This window comes from Nocardia panacis (assembly GCF_003598715.1).
GTDB lineage: Bacteria > Actinomycetota > Actinomycetes > Mycobacteriales > Mycobacteriaceae > Nocardia > Nocardia panacis.
Genome location: NZ_QZFU01000006.1, coordinates 138,660 through 158,009 on the forward strand (window position 1 = coordinate 138,660; position 19,350 = coordinate 158,009).

General features: G+C 66.8%; 14 protein-coding genes and 1 tRNA gene. 8 read left to right on the plus strand and 7 right to left on the minus strand.

The window, feature by feature from the left end:
* Nucleotides 1-19 precede the first annotated feature (19 nt).
* Entirely contained in the window at nucleotides 20-205 is a 186-nt protein-coding gene (locus D5S18_RS01030; protein WP_239003453.1) for an alkaline phosphatase, read from the minus strand.
* A 247-nt stretch (nucleotides 206-452) separates the two neighbouring features.
* Here D5S18_RS01030 and D5S18_RS01035 point away from each other — a divergent pair, with 247 nt between their 5' ends.
* Together D5S18_RS01035 and D5S18_RS01040 are read left to right on the plus strand one after the other, a co-directional pair.
* The gene (locus tag D5S18_RS01035; RefSeq protein ID WP_282434813.1) at nucleotides 453-833 is read left to right on the plus strand and encodes an effector-associated constant component EACC1; all 381 of its coding nucleotides are present in this window, start codon (nucleotides 453-455) and stop codon (nucleotides 831-833) included.
* On the plus strand, nucleotides 830-5,083 hold the full coding sequence (locus D5S18_RS01040) for a caspase, EACC1-associated type (protein ID WP_120036984.1): 4,254 nt from the start codon (nucleotides 830-832) through the stop codon (nucleotides 5,081-5,083). The genes D5S18_RS01035 and D5S18_RS01040 overlap by 4 nt, the downstream gene beginning before the upstream one ends.
* Before the next feature lie 141 nt (nucleotides 5,084-5,224).
* On the opposite strand, the gene D5S18_RS01045 is transcribed toward D5S18_RS01040, so the two are convergent.
* Nucleotides 5,225-5,298 (minus strand) — tRNA-Met (locus D5S18_RS01045).
* A gap of 537 nt (nucleotides 5,299-5,835) precedes the next feature.
* Here D5S18_RS01045 and D5S18_RS01050 point away from each other — a divergent pair.
* Nucleotides 5,836-6,393, plus strand: coding sequence for a transglycosylase family protein (locus D5S18_RS01050; protein WP_120036987.1), 558 nt, complete (start codon nucleotides 5,836-5,838; stop codon nucleotides 6,391-6,393).
* Nucleotides 6,394-6,499: 106 nt separating this feature from the next.
* Here D5S18_RS01050 and D5S18_RS01055 read toward each other — a convergent pair whose 3' ends face one another.
* Nucleotides 6,500-9,499 (minus strand): UPF0182 family protein, encoded by a 3,000-nt coding sequence (locus D5S18_RS01055; protein ID WP_120036990.1) that lies wholly within the window; start codon nucleotides 9,497-9,499, stop codon nucleotides 6,500-6,502.
* 172 nt (nucleotides 9,500-9,671) lie between these two features.
* Between D5S18_RS01055 and D5S18_RS01060 the strand changes: the two genes are divergently transcribed.
* Nucleotides 9,672-10,262 carry a PPA1309 family protein gene (locus tag D5S18_RS01060; protein ID WP_120036992.1) on the plus strand — a complete coding sequence of 197 codons (591 nt, stop codon included), beginning with the start codon at nucleotides 9,672-9,674 and terminating at the stop codon, nucleotides 10,260-10,262.
* Here D5S18_RS01060 and D5S18_RS01065 read toward each other — a convergent pair whose 3' ends face one another.
* Nucleotides 10,263-11,288: a YlbL family protein gene (locus D5S18_RS01065; protein ID WP_120036994.1), complete on the minus strand. Its 1,026-nt coding sequence runs from the start codon at nucleotides 11,286-11,288 to the stop codon at nucleotides 10,263-10,265.
* Nucleotides 11,289-11,431: 143 nt separating this feature from the next.
* Here D5S18_RS01065 and D5S18_RS01070 point away from each other — a divergent pair, with 143 nt between their 5' ends.
* The 4 genes from D5S18_RS01070 to D5S18_RS01085 all read left to right on the plus strand — a co-directional run bounded on the left by D5S18_RS01070 (nucleotide 11,432) and on the right by D5S18_RS01085 (nucleotide 15,991).
* Nucleotides 11,432-12,862, plus strand: coding sequence for a zinc-dependent metalloprotease (locus D5S18_RS01070; protein ID WP_120037312.1), 1,431 nt, complete (start codon nucleotides 11,432-11,434; stop codon nucleotides 12,860-12,862).
* 88 nt (nucleotides 12,863-12,950) lie between these two features.
* Nucleotides 12,951-13,805, plus strand: a complete 855-nt coding sequence (locus tag D5S18_RS01075; protein WP_120036996.1) for a hypothetical protein — start codon at nucleotides 12,951-12,953, stop codon at nucleotides 13,803-13,805.
* Between the two features lie 86 nt (nucleotides 13,806-13,891).
* Complete coding sequence (locus D5S18_RS01080; protein WP_120036998.1) at nucleotides 13,892-15,235, plus strand: ABC1 kinase family protein; 1,344 nt, start codon at nucleotides 13,892-13,894, stop codon at nucleotides 15,233-15,235.
* 141 nt (nucleotides 15,236-15,376) lie between these two features.
* On the plus strand, nucleotides 15,377-15,991 hold the full coding sequence (locus D5S18_RS01085) for a Uma2 family endonuclease (protein WP_120037000.1): 615 nt from the start codon (nucleotides 15,377-15,379) through the stop codon (nucleotides 15,989-15,991).
* 227 nt (nucleotides 15,992-16,218) lie between these two features.
* On the opposite strand, the gene D5S18_RS01090 is transcribed toward D5S18_RS01085, so the two are convergent.
* From D5S18_RS01090 to D5S18_RS01100, 3 genes are all read right to left on the minus strand, one after another.
* Nucleotides 16,219-16,488 (minus strand): WhiB family transcriptional regulator, encoded by a 270-nt coding sequence (locus D5S18_RS01090; RefSeq protein WP_239003454.1) that lies wholly within the window; start codon nucleotides 16,486-16,488, stop codon nucleotides 16,219-16,221.
* A gap of 192 nt (nucleotides 16,489-16,680) precedes the next feature.
* Entirely contained in the window at nucleotides 16,681-17,040 is a 360-nt protein-coding gene (locus D5S18_RS01095; RefSeq protein ID WP_147403801.1) for a hypothetical protein, read from the minus strand.
* A gap of 109 nt (nucleotides 17,041-17,149) precedes the next feature.
* Nucleotides 17,150-19,306 (minus strand): ATP-dependent DNA helicase UvrD2, encoded by a 2,157-nt coding sequence (locus D5S18_RS01100; protein WP_203236534.1) that lies wholly within the window; start codon nucleotides 19,304-19,306, stop codon nucleotides 17,150-17,152.
* Nucleotides 19,307-19,350 lie beyond the last annotated feature (44 nt).

Below are 19,350 nucleotides of genomic sequence, written 5' to 3' on the forward strand. Positions count from 1 at the left end.
GCCGAACCACCGCCGAGAATCACATCCGCACAGGCCGTTCGCTGTCCGCCTCCACCGAGTAGGTCGACACCGCCCCCAGATGCTCCATATTCAACCGCCCACCCGCCCCATAGAACCGATCACGCGCCGCCGTGATCTGACTGCGCCCCATCCCATCCCCCAGCAGATAGATCACATTGCGCACCCCCTCTGCACGCTGCCACACCCCACCAGTCCCCACCCCGCCACCAACCCCACCGCCACCAACCCCGCCATCCCCCTACGATTCCGCCAACCCATCGCGCACCTCCGACCGCCGACGCCCCGATCCGGCCGCTCCGAATCCCGAGCGCGGCGACCGTATCCACCCAGCCCACCCACCACCAACCCCTCAACCGAACGGTTGAGCACCCGCCGGAACCGACGACCCGATACACTTCTGCACCATTCATCAAGACGGCGATGGGGTGTGCGTGCAAGTACAGCTCGGCGTTGAAGCGGACAGTGCCGCAAACGAATTGCGCTCGCTCTGGGGGCGATTGGTGGCCGAGGACGAGCTACGTCCACGGGTCGCGTCCACCGAGCAGGCACCGGAGCCTGGCACCCTCGGGTCGGCCCTCGGTGGTCTCATTTTCATTCTGACACCGAGTGGACTGGGTATCTTGGCGGCTCGAACGCTGGTCACCTGGATCCGCAGCCGGGTCGGCGATGTGACGCTGAGAGTGACGATGCCGGACGGAAAGCACTACGAACTCGAATCCACCAGCGTCCGAAAACTGGACGCCGCTGCCATACAGGCGCTCACCGAGAGTCTCGCGAAGGTAGGTGGCACGGACCCCGCCGCTTCGGAATGAGGTTGGGATCCAAGGGTTCTCGCGCACTGGTCGTAGGAACGGGCAGGCATGCGCCGAATTCCGCGCTGCCCGATATCCCTGCGGTATCCGACACCGTCCGCGCGCTGAGCGCCGTGCTGATCGACCGATGCGGCCTCGGCCCGGAGGAAGTGCACACCGTAATCGACCCGCACCCGGCCGATTTCGAGGCCGCGCTCGTACAAGCGGCCGCACGAACCGACGGCGTATTCCTGTTCTACTACGTCGGACACGGCCTCGTCGACGACCGAAACCAGCTGCATCTGGCGACTCACGACACCGACCACCACCGGGATCGGCTCGAGTTCAAGGCCCTTCCCTACTCGGCGGTGAGCCGAGCGCTGCGGCGGTCCGCGGCGCGGACGATCATCGTGGTGCTCGACTGTTGCTTCGCCGGACGGGCCTACGACGTGTTCGGCCCGGCCACCAAAGACGCCTTCGACCTCGCCGAATCGGGTGGTATGTATGTGCTCGCGGCCGCATCCTCGAGTGAGGTCGCGCTGGCTCCGGAGGGTCGGGAACACACCGCGTTCAGCGGGGAATTGATCACTGTGCTTCGGCACGGCGTGGCCACCGAGACACCCGATCTGACCCTCGAGGGAGCCTATCGCCATCTGCGCCGCGCATTGCCGCTGAACGGGAGTCCCGCTCCGGTCCGTCATCTCCGCGGCCAGGCAGGCGAACTCGTGCTGACGTCCAACCCGGCGCACGCACCGGCGCCCGTCGCCGCGGCGCCCGAACCAGTGCGGGGTTCCGATGAGCGTTGCCCATACCGCGGACTCGACACGTTCACCGCCGACGATGCCGCGTTCTACTTCGGTCGGTCGCGGTTGCTCGGCGAATTGCTTGGCAGGCTCGCCGAGTGGTCCGCCGACGGGAAACCGATCGCTGTGGTCGGCCGCTCGGGGGTGGGCAAGTCCTCACTGCTACGGGCCGGGCTCATCCCCGCTGTCATGGATGGCGAACTGCGGGTTCCTGATTCGCACCGGTGGCCGCACATGATCATCACCCCCGGTGAGCAGCCACTCGAGACACTCGCCACACGACTCGCCACACTGATTGATACGACGCCGGACACCCTCCGAAACCAGTTGACGGTCGATCCAGCGAGCCTGGCCACGATCATGCGCGGGCCGATGCCGAACGAGCAGGTGCTGCTCGTGGTCGACCAAATGGAAGAACTGTTCACCCTGTGCCGTGACGAGACGCAAAGGCGCCGGTTCATCGAGGCGATCCGCGCGGCCGCGCAGGAGCGGACGGCGCTGGTAGTGCTGGGTATACGCGCAGACTTCTACGGATCCTGTTTGGCCTACCCCGAATTGGCCGAAGCGCTCGCGGGGCGGCAGGTCACGGTCGGCCCCATGACCGAGGGCGAGATGCGCGAGGCGATCGAAAGGCCCGCTGCGCAAGCAGGTCTCGGGATCGAGCCCCGCTTGGCCTCGCGCGTCCTGAGTGATGTCGGCGCCGGTCGCGAATTCGCCGCCGGGGCGCTACCACTGCTGTCCTACGCGTTGCTGCTCACCTGGCAGCGGCGGCGCGACAAGACTCTCACTGTGCTCGGGTACGAGGCGACCGGTGGCGTGTGGCACGCGGTCACCCGAGCAGCCGAGGAGGTCTACCACCGACTCGACGAGGCCGGGCGCGACGCGATGCGGGTGATGCTGCTGCGGATGGTGCACCTCAACGAAGACACGGAGGACACCCGCAGGCGGGTGGATCTGCGCGCGCTCACCCGAGAGTTCCCGGCTGCCGCCCGCGCTCGGGAGGCGCTGGCGTCAGCCCGCCTGATCACGGTTGATGGTGATACGGCTCAGATCTCCCACGAGGCGTTGCTACATGCGTGGCCCCTGCTTCGCGGCTGGATCGATACCGATCGCGCCGGCCTGCTCGTTCACCAGAAACTGACCGACACCGCACTCGAATGGGAGCGGAACGGGAATGATCCGAACCTGCTCTACCGCAGCTCCCGGCTCCAACTGGCAGCTGACTGGGCGGACGCACATCCCACCGAGGTCAGTCCGCTCGAGCGGCGCTTCCTGGACGCGTGCGCGCGAGCGGAGCGACGCGCGAGCCGAATTCGCCGAGGCGTGATCGTGGCATTGGTGGTCTTGCTGGTAGGCGCACTGACCGGGATGACTGTTGCCATCTACCAGCGCGGCATCGCAGAGAAGCGGCAGCGCGCGAGTGTTGCTCGCGGACTTGTCGATCGAGCCGCCGCCACGCGAGAAAGCGGGCCGCAACTCGCGTTGATGCTGGGTATCGCCGCCGATCGACTCGACAGCACGACATCGACCACCGCCGGTTTGATCACCAGTCTGATACAACCCTACGCGGGCACGATCACGGGAAACGGTGCGGCGAGCGCGATCGCCTACAGCCACGGCGGGCAGTTGCTGGCAACCGGTTGGAGTAGCCGCGAAATCACGGTATGGAACGGCGCCCGCAAGGTCACGGCGTTCACCAGTGCGAGTGTCCCCATCTCCTTGGCGTTCGCTCCCAACGGGCACCTTTTGATGGTCGGCGGAACCGATGGCTCGGTGTCGCTGTGGGACTTCGCCGATCCGGCCCTGCCCATTCTCCTCAGCACACAGCCCGGTCATACCGCCAGCGTCAATACGGCCGGCTTCAGCCCCGACGGCAGGCTGCTCCTCACGAGCAGCCCGGACAAGTCCACGATTCTCTGGGATGTCGGTGATCCGGCGATCCCGAAGCAGGTCGGCCGGATCATCACACAGTCGAGTTGGTCGCGTTCGATCGCCTTCAGCCCCGACAGCCGCAGACTGATCACCGGAGACCGCGACGGGGAAATAGCCTTGTGGGACATCACCGATCCGGCCGCTCCGATCAGACTCACCGATCTCACCGCGCACGCCGATTCGATCGCCAATGCGGTCGTCTTCAGCCGGGATGGTCGCCGCTGCGCAGTCGCGAACGAGAACATTGTCCAAGTTTGGGATCTCACCGATCCCCGCAGGCCCGGCAGGCCGGCGCGGCTCACCAATCTGCCCAACACTGTCGAAGGCCTCAGTTTCGACCAGACCGGCGATGCACTCGACATCGCCACTATCGAAAGCGGATGGATCCACAGCGATCTCACCGATCCGACGAAACCGACTCGAGACATCGTGACCACCGGCGGGCACCGTCCCTACAGCGTGGTCACGATCGCCGATAACGGAAGCGAGATGGCTTCGGCGGGTGTGGGCGGGGCCGTAATCCTGAGCCGCCCCGCGGGGAGCGCTGTTCCGGCAAAGCCACCCGCACTCGGACATTGCGGTGCGGCCGTGCGCTCGACACGCTTCAGCGCGGACGGCGCGATGCTGGCCGCCGGATGTCTGGACGGCACCGTCGAACTCTGGACGACGGCGGGCCGATCCCAGCCTGCCCTGGTCGGCTCGCTCACCGGGTCGGCCGGGCCGGTCGGCGGCGTGAGCTTCAGCCCGGACAGCCGAATCCTCGCCGCAGGGCGGTATGACGGCAATGTGGATTTCTGGGATCTGCACGACCCGAGCGCTCCCCGGCTGCTGATGACTCGAAATGCCGGCATCGGTGATGTCAGTTCCGCAGCGTTCGCTCCGCAGGCCCGAATCCTCGCCGTCGCTGGAAACCTCGGCGCGCTGCTATGGGACGTCACCGACCCACAAGCACCCCGGCTGTCGACCAGGCTCGATACGGACACAACCGTTCAGGAAGTCGCCTTCAGCGACGACGGGCACACCGTGGCGAGCGCCCGCAACGACTACACCGCGACGCTGTGGGATGTCACCGATCCGAGCCGAGGCACGCGCCGAGGCACCATGCATCATGTCGGCGTGGTGAGCACGCTCGCTTTCCGGCCGCAGGGGCGCACACTGGTCACCGCAAGTCTCGATGGCAGCGTCATCGTCTGGGATATCGACGACCGTGACCATCCGAAAATGGCAAGCAGTCCACTGATGGAACACACGGACTGGGTGCGTTCGACGGCCTTCAGCCCGGATGGACGCCTCATGGCCACCACCGGCAATGACGAACGCCTCGTCCTGTGGGACACCTCCGATGTCACCAACCCGCACAAACTCGTCACGGTATCCTCCGAACAATCCGCGATCACCGTCACATTCAGTCCCGATGGACGCACACTCGCCACGGGTGGACTCGACAATCTCCTGCACCTGTCGGACCTGAGCGGAATCCTCGATGCTCGGGTCCACGCCGCCGAACTGGCATGCGGCGCGCGGGGCGCGGTTTGAACGAGACGGAATGGCACGATCAGATCCCGGATCTGCCGTATCAGCAGACCTGCCCGTAGCAGACAAACTCTCCGGACCGAACTCGGCCAAAAAAAGAAGTCCAGGTCAGGAAGTCTTTCAACTTCCTGACCTGGACATTTGTAGCGGGGACAGGATTTGAACCTGCGACCTCTGGGTTATGAGCCCAGCGAGCTACCGAGCTGCTCCACCCCGCGTCGGTAACACAACATTACACACAGCTACGCACAGAAGGCAAATCGCCTACTGAACGGGGGTGCGGCGCAGGTCGGCGGCTCATTGAGCGACACGCCCGACCCGCATATTCGGAGGGGAGGACGGGGTGGCGTGTCGCGCGAGCAGGGCGATTTCGGCGGCGAACGCCACAGTCGATCTAGGTCAAGCCGAAGAATGTGACACACCCCACGATTTCAGAGTGATCTCGGTCACATAACGACACTATTACAGACCGGCCGGATTCCATTCTTAAATTCGCAACTACCTGCAAAAACCGGGATTTCGGATCGATTCCCATCATAGAATGGTCTCGTTATCAAGATGTGATTGACAGTGATTTGTTCGTTACCGTCGTTTCACGGCCCGGATCAACCGTGATGGGCTCGAACTCGAACCGTCGCACACCGGCACGAACAAGCAACCCCTGCCCCGCGGCTAGAGGATCCCCGACGACCTTGGGGGCAGGGAACCGGCAGCGCAGTATCGGCCGGGCGGGTGGGCGCAGGGAGGGAAACGACATGTCTCACCACCGAAAGTTCAGCACCCGCGCCCTCGGTTACGTCGCCGTAGCAGGGGCATTCGTTGCGGTCCCGTTCGGTCTGTCCACCGCGACCGCGTCGGCCGCCGCCCACAACTGGGATGGCGTCGCACAGTGCGAGAGCGGCGGCAACTGGGGTATCAACACCGGAAATGGCTACTACGGCGGTCTGCAATTCACGCAGAGCACCTGGAGTGCGCATGGCGGTGCGGGCAACCCCTCGCACGCGAGCAAGGACGAGCAGATCCGTGTCGCGGAGAATGTGCTGAACTCCCAGGGCGTCGGCGCCTGGCCGGTCTGCGGCCAGTACCTCAGCTCGGGCGTTTCCCAACCCGAACCGGAACCCGAGCCCGAACCGGCCGTCGCCCCCGCGCCCTCAGCCCCCGCGCCCTCGGCCCCCGCGCCGGGCAGCCAGCAGGCACTGGTCGACCAGGCCAAGTCCGTCGGCACGGATCTGGCCCGCCAGTACGGCCTGGAGCAGCAGTACGAGCAGATCCTGCAGCAGAACAGCGCTTTGATCGATTCCTTCGGTCGCTGAGACCGAAATAGCAGGCAGATTTCAATGACCGAAATCCGCTAATCCCGAGAACGAAGCAGCGGTGCCACCCTCGCGAAGAGGGTGGCACCGCTGCTGTTTTCGGCGACTACTTCCCGGCCGCCTCGTAGGCCTTGATGGCCTGATCCAACCGGTTCAACGCCGCACCGAGCTGACCGAGGTCACCGCTGCGCTGCGCATCGTGCAGATTCCCGAGCGCCGCGTCCAACTCGCGCACGGCCGCGTCCTTGCCCGGAGTGGTGGACGGCCCGGGCGGCGGCGGATTGCCGCTGCTGGGCGCGGGTGCCGTCCCCTGCTCCGGCGCGGGCGGCGTACCGCCCGCAGGAGGTGTGGGTTCGCCACCGGGCGCCGTTGCCGCGCTACCGCTGCCGGGGAACAGTCGATCCAATGCCGCGGCAAGGGTCGGTTCGTAGCCGACCTTCACGGTTCCCGATTCCGGGTCGCGGTAACTCACCAGCACCCTGGCCAACTGCGGGAAGGTCGAGGTGTTGGGACCACTGTTGCGTTCGGTGTACAGCGGTTCGACATAGAGGATGCCGCCGTCGGCGATGGGCAGGGTCAGCAGGTTGCCGTAGCGGATCTTGTTGGAGCCCTGCAGCAGTGTTCGATCGCGGGAGACCTCGTCATTGATGGTCATGGTGTTCTGCGTCTGCTGCGGACCCAGCGTCTGCGAATCCGTGGGCAGTGTGAGCACCGTGAACTTGCCGTAGCTGTCGGGATCCGAACGCACCGAGATGTAGGCCGACAGGTAGTTCCGGTTGAAGCCGACCATCGCGCTGGTCAGGGTGAACACGGGTTTGCCGGTCTTCGGGTCGCCTGCGAGCACGTAGTACGGCGGCTGTTTGAAGTTGCCGCCCTCCACGGTCGGATCGCTGGGCACCGACCAGAACGCGTTATTGGTGAAGAATTCGCGCGGATCGTTGACGTGGTACTTGGTGAGCATCTCGCGCTGCACCTTGAACAGGTCCTCCGGGTAGCGGAAGTGCGAGCGCAACTCCGGGGAGATGTCGCTCTCCGGCTTCACCGCGTTGGGGAACACGCCACGCCACGCCTTGAGCACCGGATCGGTGGAGTCGACCTCGTAGAGGGTCACCGTGCCGTCGTAGGCGTCGACGGTGGCCTTCACCGAGTTGCGGATGTAGCTGACCTGCTTGCGCGGCACCAGCCGACCCGTCTTCTGGTCGATGCTGTCCTCGACCGCGCCCTCCAGCGAGGTGGACTGCGCGTACGGGTAGTTGTCGAGGGTGGTGTAGGCGTCGACGATCCAGACGATGCGCTTGTCCACCACGGCCGGGTAGGCGCTGCCGTCGGTGGTCAACCAGGGGGCCACCTTCTGGACGCGCTCGCGCGGATTGCGATTGAAGATGATCTTGGAGTTGTCGCCGATCGCACCGGAGAACAGGATATTGCGCTCGGCATACTTGGCCGCGAAGGCCAGCCGGTTGAACCAGTTGCCGATCGAGACGCCGCCCTGGCCGCCATAGGTGAATTGGGCCTGGTCGGTGTCGTATTCGCGGGCGGGCTGGCCGTCCACCCCGCCGACGATCGCGTAGTCGGCATTGGACTGCGAGATCAGCGGACCGTAGTAGATGCGCGGCTGCTCGACCTTGATGGCCTGGCGGTCGAGCGGGGTGAACAGGTCGCTGATGTAGCTGGTGGCCCCATCGGCGAAGACCGGGTAGCCGCTGTCGCCCGAGGCCGCGGCCTGCGCGGCGTCCTTGGCGGCCGCCTTGTTCACCCGGTTGGCGGGTGCGGCGACGAAGCCGTTGCCGTGGGTGTACACGGTGTGCCGGTTGATCCAGTCGGTCTGGTTGTCCTTGAGGCTCTGCGGTTCCAGTTCGCGCGCGCCGACCACGAAGTCCTGCACTTCGCCGTTGATCCGGTAGCGGTCGATATCGAGCGGGTTGGCGAACCCGTAGAAGTTCTTGCGCTGCTGCAACTGAGTGAAGGTGGGCGAGAGGATATTCGGATCGAGCAGCCGGATATTGGCGATGGTGGTGCGGTCGGCCGCGACATCGCGCGGATTCTTGGTGCCGTCGCCCTTGTAGTTCTGGTAGTCGATCTTGTCGGGGGTAATGCCGTACGCGTGGCGGGTGGCCTCGATATTGCGCAGGATGTACTCCGACTCCTTGGTTGCCGCGTTCGGGCGCACCGAGAACTGCTCGACCACCAGCGGCCACACCGCGCCGACCAGGATGGACGAGAGCACCAGCAGCGCCGCCGCCATGGCGGGCACCCGCAGATCGCGCAGCACGATCCCGGCGAAGAAGGCGACAGCGCAAATGACCGCGATGGACAGCAGGATCAGCTTGGCGGGCAGCACCGCGTTGATATCGGTGTAGGAGGCGCCGGTGAAGGTGGGTTCCTTGCGGCCGCTCGACAGCAGTTCGTAGCGGTCGAACCAATACGCGATCGCCTTGAGCAGCACGAAGATTCCGGCCAGCAGCGCCAACTGCATGCGCGCCGGCTTCGTGAGCGAACCCTCGCGCCCGGACAGGCGCAGACCGCCGAAGACGTAGTGCGTCACCAGATTCGCGAAGAAGGCGATCACCGAGGTGACGAACAGCCAGTTCAGCACCATGCGGTAGAACGGCAGGTCGAAGGCGTAGAAGCCGACGTCGAGGTGGAACTGCGGATCGGTCTGGCCGAAACTGCCGCCATTGAGGAACAGCTGCACCGTCACCCAATTGGACTGGGCGACAAGCCCGGACAGCAGCCCCAGCAGCACCGGGACAGCGATGCCGAACAGCCGCAACCTGCCCATCACCGTGGTGCGGTAGCGGGCGATCGGATCATTCGGGCCGTTGACCGGAACGAATACCGGGCGACTGCGGTAGGCCAGCAGCATCGCCAACCACACCAGCACCGCGACGAAGGCCGCGACCGCGAGGAAAAGCAGCACCCTGGTGCCGAGCACCGTGAGATACACCTTGCGGAAGCCCACCTCGCCGAACCACAGCCAGTTGGTATACGTATCGGTCAACCGGGGTCCGAGCAGCAGCAACGCCGCCAGCACGATGGCTGCCACCAGCAGCACGCGGCTGCGTCGGGACAGCGAGGGTAATCCGGTGGGGGGCCGCATGCCCACGGTGCCACTCTCCCAAGGGTCCGGCGGCGCGCGTCCGGCGGCCGTTCCGCCCTCCGCCGCACCGCAGTCCTATGTTTGCGTTTCCGGCCCACTCTACGGCGTGTGTCTGATTTGCCTGCCCACACCGCGATGCGCGCCATCGCGTGCGAACCCGCGGCGATCATTTGATTGGATGGGCACCGTGACCGCAGACCTGCACGCCGAACTCGTCCTAGCCCGCTGTGTCCGGGAGGTCGCCGAGTTCGTCGACGCCGAGGGGTGGGGCCGTCCGCCGCAGATGTTCGCGCTGGTGCCCACGGCCGATCTGGTCGCGGCCGAACCCGCCCTGCTCGACCAACTGGAGGACGGCAGCGAGCTGACGCCCGTCGCCCAGGAGGCGTTCCCGGACGATATCTCCGGCGGCTCGATGGCGCTCGACGAATTCCTGGCCACCACCAGTTGGCCGCCCGCCGTGCGCGGCTGCCTGCTGGTGCAGGAGATCGTCGTGCTACCGCCCACCGCCGAGAGCACGCTCGACGACGCGCTGACCCCGCTGCTGGCCGACCACGACGCCGCCGATGCCGCCGCCCGCGCCGCCGCGGTGGCGCATCCGGAGCGGCGCGAGGCGCGCCTGTTCGCGGCGGTGCTGCGGGAGGGTCAGTCGCTGTGTCTGCTGCAACTGCGCCCGGAGGACGAGGACGATTTCGGCGCCGAACTCGACCTGCGCACCTATCCGAATCTGGCCCCGAACCTGGTCGAGGCGCTGCTGAACACCTTCGAGTAGTCAGCCGCAGCCGACGACGTCGCGGCCGGCATTGAGGTCGTCGAGGGATTTGACCGCGCCCTCGAGATTGTCGACCTTCACCAGCCGCAACCCGTCGGGCGTGCGCGCTCTGGCCTCATTGCAGTTGCCCGCGGGCACCAGGAAGGTTTCCGCGCCCGCGTCGCGCGCGGCGATCATCTTGTACTGGATGCCGCCGATCGGGCCGACCTTGCCTTCCTGATCGATGGTTCCGGTGCCCGCAACGAATTTGCCGCCGTCGAGTTCGCCGGGTGTCAGCTTGTCGATGAGCGCCAGGCTGAACATCAAACCGGCCGACGGTCCGCCGATATCGGCCAGGTTGAAGGTGACCTGCATGGGCTGGCGCGCCCCTTCACCGGTGTTGATGCCCAGGTAGCCCTTGCCGGGATCGCCGGGTCGCGCGCCAAGGGCGACCGAGACGGTCTGTTCCTGGTTGTCGCGCAGCACCACGATGGCGACCTGGCTGCCCGGCGGTTGTGCGGAGACCGCGCCGACCACATCCTTGGGCGCGTTGATCGGCGCGCCGTTCACGCTGACGAACTGATCGCCCACCCGCAGCGCATCCTTGGCCGGACCGTCCTCGGTGACCTTGCGCACCAGGACCGCCGTCGGCAGGTGCAGGTAGCGCATGACCGCCATCTCGGCGTTGCTCTCCGAATCGGAGAAGTCCTGCTGGTTGGAGCGGTCGATCTCCTCGCGGCTCTTGTTCGGCGGGTACACCTCCGCGCGCGGGACCAGCCCGTGCTCACCGCTGAGCCAGAATCCGAACGCCTCGAAGATACTCAGCCCGTCGCGCACCGAGACGGTCGTCATATTCAAATGTCCGCTGGTGGGATCCAAGGGGACGCCGCGCACGTCGACGACCTGCTTGTCCTGCACCTCGCCCAGGGTGTTCACGGTGGGTCCCGGTCCGAGCGCGACGAACGGCACGGTGACCATGCTGCCCCCGACGCCGAGTACGACGATCGGGATCAGGGCGGCGAACAGGGTGAGGATCCGACGATTCACTCGGACCACAGTAGTGATGACCCTCGCGACGGCGCGGCACAGGCGCGGATTGTCCCGATCGCGGATTTCGCTCTGCGCGGACAGCGGCTATCCCACAGCCGCCGCTCATGATCCGGTAACACCGGCCGCGTAACGTTGTGACCATGAGTGACACTCCGTTCGGATTCTCCAATCGCGACGATGACGAGCGCAAGCGCGACGAGGATGCGGCGCGCGGGCGTGCGGAGAACCCGAGCGCGAGCAATCCGTTCGGCTTCGCCATCGGCGGATCCGGCGTCGGTGGATTCGATCCGGCACAGCTGGGTCAAATGTTGACCTCGATCGGTCAGATGCTCAGCGGTATGGGTGGCGTCGGCGGGCCGGGCATGCCGTCCGGCCCGGTCAACTACGACGTCGCCAAGCGGCTGGCCCGCCAGCAGCTCGGCGCGAGTGTGAACCCGATCTCCCAGGGCCAGGCCAAGGCCGTCGCCGATGCGTCGCACCTGGCCGAACTGTGGCTCGACGCGGCCACCACGCTGCCCGCCGGGGCCACCCGCACCGTGGCGTGGACCGGCAACGACTGGATCGAGGAAACGCTGCCCACCTGGAAGCGGCTCTGCGATCCGGTGGCCCAGCAGATCTCGAGCATGTGGACCGCCTCGATGCCGGAGGAGGCCAAGGAGTACGCGGCGCCGATGCTGGGCATGCTCGGCCAGATGGGTGGGCTGGCGTTCGGCTCGCAGCTCGGTCAGGCACTGGGCCAGCTGGCCAAGGAGGTGCTGACCTCCACCGATATCGGTCTGCCGCTCGGCCCCAGCGGCACGGCGGCGCTGTTGCCCACCGCCATCTCCGAATTCAGCGCGGGTCTCGAGCGCCCGGAGAGCGAGATCCTGGTCTTCCTCGCCGCCCGCGAGGCCGCCCATCAGCGGCTGTTCGCGCATGTGCCGTGGCTGCGCCAGCAGGTGCTGGGCACGGTCGAGGAGTACTCGCGCGGCATCAAGATGGACTTCTCCTCGTTGGAGGCGGCGGCCCAGAACATCGATCCTGCGGCGCTCGCGGATCCGGCCAGGCTGGAGGAGATCCTGGCGCAGGGTTCGTTCGAACCGCAGACCACGCCGGAGCAGAAGGCGGCGCTCGAGCGCTTGGAGACCCTGCTCGCGCTGATCGAGGGCTGGGTGGAGGTGGTGGTCACCGAGGCCATCGGCGACCGGCTCCCCGGCGCGGAGGCGCTGTCGGAGACGCTGCGCAGGCGCCGGGCCACCGGCGGTCCCGCCGAGCAGACCTTCGCCACCCTGGTCGGGCTGGAGTTGCGGCCGCGCAAGCTGCGCGAGGCGGCGGCGCTGTGGCGGCGGCTGACCACCGACGCCCGTATGGAGCAGCGCGACGGGGTGTGGGCGCATCCGGATCTGCTGCCCGATTCCACCGATCTGGACTCCCCCGCCGGTTTCATCGACCGGGTGATGGGCGGCGGCGCGACGGCCTTCGACGACCCGCTGGCACAACTGGCCGAGACGGAGGCGCGCGAGCGCGCCGAGCGGGAGCAGGGCCGCAAGCAGGCGGGTGAGGGCTCCGACAGCCCCAAGGACCAGTCCTGATCCCCACGTTGTGAAGCCCGCGAAATCCTGTGGATAACCGCAGGTTTCGCGGGCTTTCCGCAGCACGGCATCGCCCATACTCGTGGCCATGACGACACGACACGGCCCGATGCTGGATCCGGCGGTTGCCGTCCTGCGCCGTCCCGGTGGTGCGATCCAACTGGGCGTCGACCAGGAGTACGCCCTGCTGCTCACACCCAAGGATGTCGAGATCGAGGCCGTCCTCGGCTTCCTCCGTCTGCTGGACGGTCTGCGCTCCCGCCCGGAAATCATCTGGCGCGCCGGGGAATACGGTCTCGAACCGGGCCGTGCCGTGGCGCTGCTCACCGAGATCGACGCGGCGGGGCTGCTGGTGCATCCGGAGCCGCCCGCCGCACATATTCGCGCGATCCACGTGCACGGGCTCGGCCCACTGTCCGACGCGCTGGGCAACGGCCTGCGTCGACTCGGCCTGCGCCCCACCCGCTCCCGCGACTTCGACCCCGAAATCCGGGTCGACACCTGGCAATCCGATCTGGTCGTACTCACCGACACCGTCGTCCCGGACCCGCGCCTGGTGGCCGATCTACTGCGCTACCGGATCCCGCACCTGCAGGTCCGCATGCGAGCGCCCAAAGGCGTGGTCGGCCCGCTGGTGCTGCCGGGCGCCACCAGTTGTCTGCGCTGCGCCGACCTCACCCGCTGCGAATACGACGCCGCCTGGCCGCACCTGGCCGCCCAATTGCTCAATCGGGTCGGCTACGCCTCCCATTCCGGGATCGCCGCCACCGCCGCGCTGGCCCTGCGCGAACTGGAGGCTATCCTGCGCTGCTCCCCGCAGCAGGAGCCCGACACCCTGGACGCCACCTTGGAACTGGATCTCTGCTCGCATCAGGTCCATTTGCGGCGCTGGGAGCGCAATCCGGCGTGTGAATGTCGCATTGTGAGTGCGGTGCCCGCATGAGGGAGGGATCGATAGTTCCAGTCCGCCAAGCGAACACCTCGAGATGGGCATGGCCGATCGGTGGGTCTTTCGGCAATGATGGTTACGTGTCAGAGATCGTGCGCCGTCGCTCGTCCCGCAATGCCAAGTTGGCCAGTATTCCGCTCGGCATCGCCGGGCGGGCCGCCGTGGGCTTCGGCAAGCGGCTCGTGGGCGGGGATCGCACCGAGATCAGCGCCGAACTGAATCAGAAGGCCGCCGCGCAACTGTTCACCGTCCTCGGCGAACTCAAGGGCGGCGCGATGAAGTTCGGCCAGGCGCTCAGCGTCATGGAGGCCGCCATCCCCGAGGAGTACGGCGAGCACTACCGCGAGGCGCTCACCAAACTCCAGGCCGCCGCCCCACCCATGCCCGCCAAAACGGTGCACCGGGTGCTCGATCAGCAACTCGGCACCCGCTGGCGCGACCGTTTCCGCAGCTTCGACGACGAGCCTGCCGCCTCGGCCAGTATCGGGCAGGTGCATCGCGCGGTCTGGTCCGATGGCCGCGCCGTCGCGGTGAAGGTGCAGTATCCGGGGGCCGACGAGGCGCTGCGCGCCGACCTCAAAACCCTGTCCCGCATGACGGGTCTGATCGCCGCCGTCATTCCCGGCGCCGATATCAAGCCGATCCTGGCCGAGATCACCGAGCGCACCGAGGAGGAACTCGACTACCGCAACGAGGCCGCCAATCAGCGCGCCTTCGCCAAGGCCTTCGAGGGCCATCCGGAGTATGTGGTGCCCAGGGTGGTCGCGGGCGCGCCGAAGGTCATCGTCTCCGAATGGTTGGACGGCACCCCGGTCTCGGCCATTATCACCGCGGGCGCCCAGGACCCGGCGGCCACGCGCGACCAGCGCGACAGGGTGGCCTTCCTGATGGGTCAATTCCATTTCTGCGCACCGGAAATCGTCGGCCTGCTGCATGCCGACCCGCATCCGGGCAATTTCATGATGCTGCCCGACGGTCGCTTGGCGGTCATCGATTTCGGCGCGTGCGCCCCACTGCCGCACGGCATCCCGGACGAGTTGGGCCGCATTCTCGGCCTGGCGGTCGAAGAGAGGTTCGACACCCTCGCCGAACTGCTACATACCAATGGGTGGATCATTCCGGGCCGCACCGTCACCGACCGCGAGATCGCCGACTATCTGCGCCCCTTCACCGACCCGATTCGCACCGAATCCTTCCACTTCACCCGCAAGTGGATGCAGCGGGTCGCAGGCGTCGCCTCCGATATCACCAGCCCGGAGATGAAAACCGCCCGCGCCATGCAACTTCCGGCCGAATACGTGATGATCTGCCGAGTCCTGGCCGGATCCATCGGCATCTGCGCCCAACTCGACGCCACCATCCCCTTCATGCGTCTGGCCAATACCTGGCTCCCCGGCCTGCGCGAGGAGCGCTCCGCAAGCTGAACCGGCCCAACCCGCCCGCGAAGCGGTCGTTTCGAATCTCGCGAACCCGCGACCCGAAATCTATGCCACGCACAACCCGAATCCGACGAAAAGCGGCCTAGACTTCAACTCAGTTGTTGCCACAGAGACCGAGGAGAAGCTGTGAGTGCTGCGCACGACTTCGGCCCATCCTTCGGGATCGGGCCATACACTTCGGAGGATCTTCGCAACAGCCCCGAGGAGGGGAAAGGCTTCGAACTCTGGAACGGATGGCTGATCGAGAAGATGTCGCCCTCGCTGCGCCACAATCGGATGGGTCGTGGGTTGCGTCATCTGTTCATCGAGGCCGCTCGGCGTGCCAATGCCGATGTGTTGGTCGATGGGGGCGAGTACGAGTTCAAGCTTCCGTCCGGGATTCGGAAGCCGGATGTGTTCATTCTCGAAGCGAAGGCCGAGGAGACCGGGTTCGCCGAGGATGAGATCTTCATAGACCCCTCGGATCTATTGCTGGTGGCCGAAGTGGTGTCGCCCCGCAGCGGCAGTGAGGCGCACGATCGCAAGATCAAGCGGGACGAGTACGCGATGGTGGGGATTCCGCACTACTGGATCGTGGATTTTCGGCCGGTGCCTCGGATTCACGCCCTCGATCTCGAGCGGGGGCGCTACGTCACCAACAGCGTCGTGACCGCCGACGAGGTGTTGGTCGTGGAGCGGCCGTTTGAGATCAGCGTTGCGCCGAGCGCGCTCTACGAACTCGGTCGGCGCGACTTCGCCTGAGCGGATGCGATGACGCCCGGCACTGATCATGTTGTCGGGTACGTGATTTCGCCCGGGTCGAGGTATCCGGGTAACGATATGGGAACGCAGGCGTGCCGCCCACCGGATCTCGGGGTGGGCGGCGCGTCTGCTTTCTCGTTCCTGGACCCGCCGGGGTCCGTGAGGACCGCAGGCCGCAGCGACCGGAGGGAGGGAGGGTCGGGTGGCCGGGATCATGAGCCGTAAGCTCACGCCGGCACCGCGACCTTGCGCGGACGTCCGCGCGGGCGCTTGCGGGCGATCACGACACCCTGGTCGAAGATCTCACCGCCCCAAACACCCCACGGCTCGCGCCGATCGATGGCTGCGGTCAGGCAGCCCTTTCGGATCGGGCACGACTCACACAGGGCCTTCGCCTGTTCCAACTGGACCGGGCTCTCGGCGAACCACAGATCGGGATCGCCTACTCGGCAGGGCAGGGACAGGGACACCTCCCGGCCACGGGTCGGCCTTGCCACGGTTCGGCATGTTCCGTCAGCAGTGGCCGTGGGCCAGCACTCTGCGGTGAACACGTCGGTTCTCCTTCAACTCGTTTGCAGCGGTTCGTTTCGGTATCGCGAAACCGGTGCCAGTTGGCTGAGGAGCCGAAGAAATCTGGCCACGGTTTCGCGGTGCGCGATCCGTGGCCAGGAGGTCGGGGAGTTTGTTCCCTACCTAGGTCGACATCTGTGTCGAGACCTGTTCACGGACGCTGGGTGTGCGGCGCGGAGGCGTGCTGCCTGCTTATCGACGCCAAACGGCAGATATGCCTGCTTATTGGCGTTATCGATAGCGATGGCTCCGACTGCCGCTTCGGCGAATGCCGGGTGCCACCCCGCGTGGGACATGTCCTGAATGACGGATTCGATGGGCGACTGCGCGAACACATCGCGGCTGTCCGCGAGGTGGTGCATCGTGTCGAAGGCGCTGCCGAAGGACAGTCCGATCCCCTGCAAGGCGAGGATCCCCCTGGAGGCCGCCACGGGCGCAGTCATCCCAACGCCGATCGCGTTGAAGGTCTTGAAGCTCATCGTGGTGCCTCCCTCCTGTGCTCGTAAGTCCGATGGTCTGTCGTCGCGCAACGGAATGCCCTCCCGCTGCGTGCTATCCACCATATGCAAAGTAGCCGAAGTGGACAACCTATTTTCTACCTGCGGTTTTCGGGTCTTGCCGGTGTCTGGCCGCCACCAGTGCCAATACCTCCGCGCCGTACTGATCGATCTTCTTGGCACCGATTCCGGGGATGGCCGCCAGCGCCGCGTCGTCGGCGGGGAACTGTTCGGCGATCGCGGTGAGGGTGGTGTCGGTGAAGACCACGAATTCGCGCACCTGTAGGTCGGCCGCCTTATCGGTGCGCCACTCCTGCAGCAACCCCAGGAGTTCGGCGTCGAGTTCGGCCGGGCAGCGGCGGCAGCGGCCGAGCATGGTCGCATAGGTGCCGATCAGCGGTTTCGCGCAGACCCGGCAGTACGGGCGCGCGCCCGCACTCACGGATTCGGCGGTGGGGGCCGCGATGCGCGAGGCCGGGGAATCGTCTGGAATCAGGCCGTTCAAGAAGCGCGAGCGCCTGCGGGTGCGGCGACCGCCCTCACCGCGCGCCAGCGCCCAGGACAGTTGCAGATGTTCGCGCGCCCTGGTGACGCCCACGTAGAGCAGCCTGCGCTCCTCCTCCAGCCCCGCCTCATCGGCGACCGAACCGTCCTCGCCCAGGACGTGCGCGATGGGCATGGTCCCGTCGGACAGTCCGACCAGGTAGACCGCGTCCCACTCCAGCCCCTTGGCGGCGTGCAGAGAGGCGAGAGTCACACCCTGGACGGTGGGTGGATGGCGGGCCTCGGCGCGGGCCGCCAGCTCGCGCAGCAGACCGGGCAGATCGAGTGCCGCGTCCTGGGCGGTGAGTTCCTCGGTGAGCGCGACCAGCGCCGTGAGCGCCGACCAGCGCTCGCGCGCCTGCGCGCCCACCGGTTCGGCGGCGGTCAGCCCGAGCGGGCCGAGCGCGGCCCGCGCCAGCTTGACGATCGCTGTGCCGCTGCGTGATTCGGCGGGCAGATCGTCGCGGGACGCGACCTGACGCAGCGCCACCACCGCCTGCTTCACCTCGGGACGCTGGAAGAAACCCTCCCCGCCGCGCACCTGATAGGGGATGCCCTGTTCGGTGAGCGCCTGCTCGTACGCCTCGGACTGGGCGTTGATCCGGTAGAGCACGGCGATCTCCGCGGTGGGCACGCCCGCCGCGATCATCCGTTTGATACTCGCGACGACCGCGCCCGCCTCGGCGGGAACGTCCTGGTATTCGGCGAAGGTCGGTTCCGGACCGTCGGCGCGCTGACCGATCAGTTGCAGGCGGGTGCCCGCGATACGCCCCCGCGCCACCCCGATCACCCTGTTGGCCAGCGAGACCACCTGCGGGGTGGAGCGGTAGTCGCGCTCGAGCCGCACGACGGTGGCCTCCGGGAAGCGGCGGGAGAAGTCGAGCAGGTAGCCGGGGGTGGCCCCGGTGAAGGAGTAGATGGTCTGGTTCGCGTCGCCGACGACGGTGAGGTCGTCGCGATCGCCGAGCCAGGCGTCGAGGACGCGCTGCTGCAGCGGGGTGACGTCCTGGTACTCGTCCACCACGAAACTGCGGTAGCGGCCCCGGAATTCGTCGGCGACGGCCGGATAGTCCTCCAGCGCGGCGGCGGTGTGCAGGAGCAGGTCGTCGAAGTCGAGCAGCAGGCCGTCGGGGGTGGTTTTCAGCGATTCGTACGCGGTGTACACCTCGGCCACACGGGCCGCGTCGTAGGGCACGTCGCGATGCTGCCTGGACGCGGCGGCCGCGTAGTCCTCCGGGGCGATGAGCGAGGATTTGGCCCATTCGATCTCGCCGAGCAGGTCGCGCACGCTCTCGGTGTGGGTGGGCAGTCCGGCGCGGCGGGCGGCCTGCGCGACCACCGGGAATTTGCCGTCGAGCAGCCGCCACGGCACATCGCCGACGATCTGTGGCCAGAAGTAGCGCAACTGCCGCAGCGCGGCGGCGTGAAATGTTCTGGCCTGCACCTGATTGGCCGCGCCGCCGAGGCCGAGGACGCGCAGGCGATTGCGCAGTTCACCCGCGGCGCGAGCGGTGAAGGTGACCGCGAGCACCTGGTCCGCCTTCACATGACCCGCCGCGACCAGATGTCCGATGCGGTGGGTGATGGTGCGAGTCTTGCCCGTGCCCGCCCCCGCGAGGACGCACACCGGACCACGCGGCGCCGTGACCGCCGCGGCCTGTTCGGGATCGAGCGCGTCGAGTTCGTGGGCTGACACGCGCTCCATCATGACAGCGAGCACCGACAGGGTCCGGCCCAGCGGTACGGAAA

Bases quoted from the DNA above. Each gene is read 5' to 3' on its own strand.
- D5S18_RS01050 (WP_120036987.1), top strand. From the start codon at position 5,836: ATGTCTCACCACCGAAAGTTCAGCACCCGCGCCCTCGGTTACGTCGCC.
- D5S18_RS01075 (WP_120036996.1), top strand. From the start codon at position 12,951: ATGACGACACGACACGGCCCGATGCTGGATCCGGCGGTTGCCGTCCTG.
- D5S18_RS01070 (WP_120037312.1), top strand. From the start codon at position 11,432: ATGAGTGACACTCCGTTCGGATTCTCCAATCGCGACGATGACGAGCGC.
- D5S18_RS01040 (WP_120036984.1), top strand. From the start codon at position 830: ATGAGGTTGGGATCCAAGGGTTCTCGCGCACTGGTCGTAGGAACGGGC.
- D5S18_RS01100 (WP_203236534.1), bottom strand. From the start codon at position 19,306: ATGGAGCGCGTGTCAGCCCACGAACTCGACGCGCTCGATCCCGAACAG.
- D5S18_RS01095 (WP_147403801.1), bottom strand. From the start codon at position 17,040: ATGAGCTTCAAGACCTTCAACGCGATCGGCGTTGGGATGACTGCGCCC.
- D5S18_RS01060 (WP_120036992.1), top strand. From the start codon at position 9,672: ATGGGCACCGTGACCGCAGACCTGCACGCCGAACTCGTCCTAGCCCGC.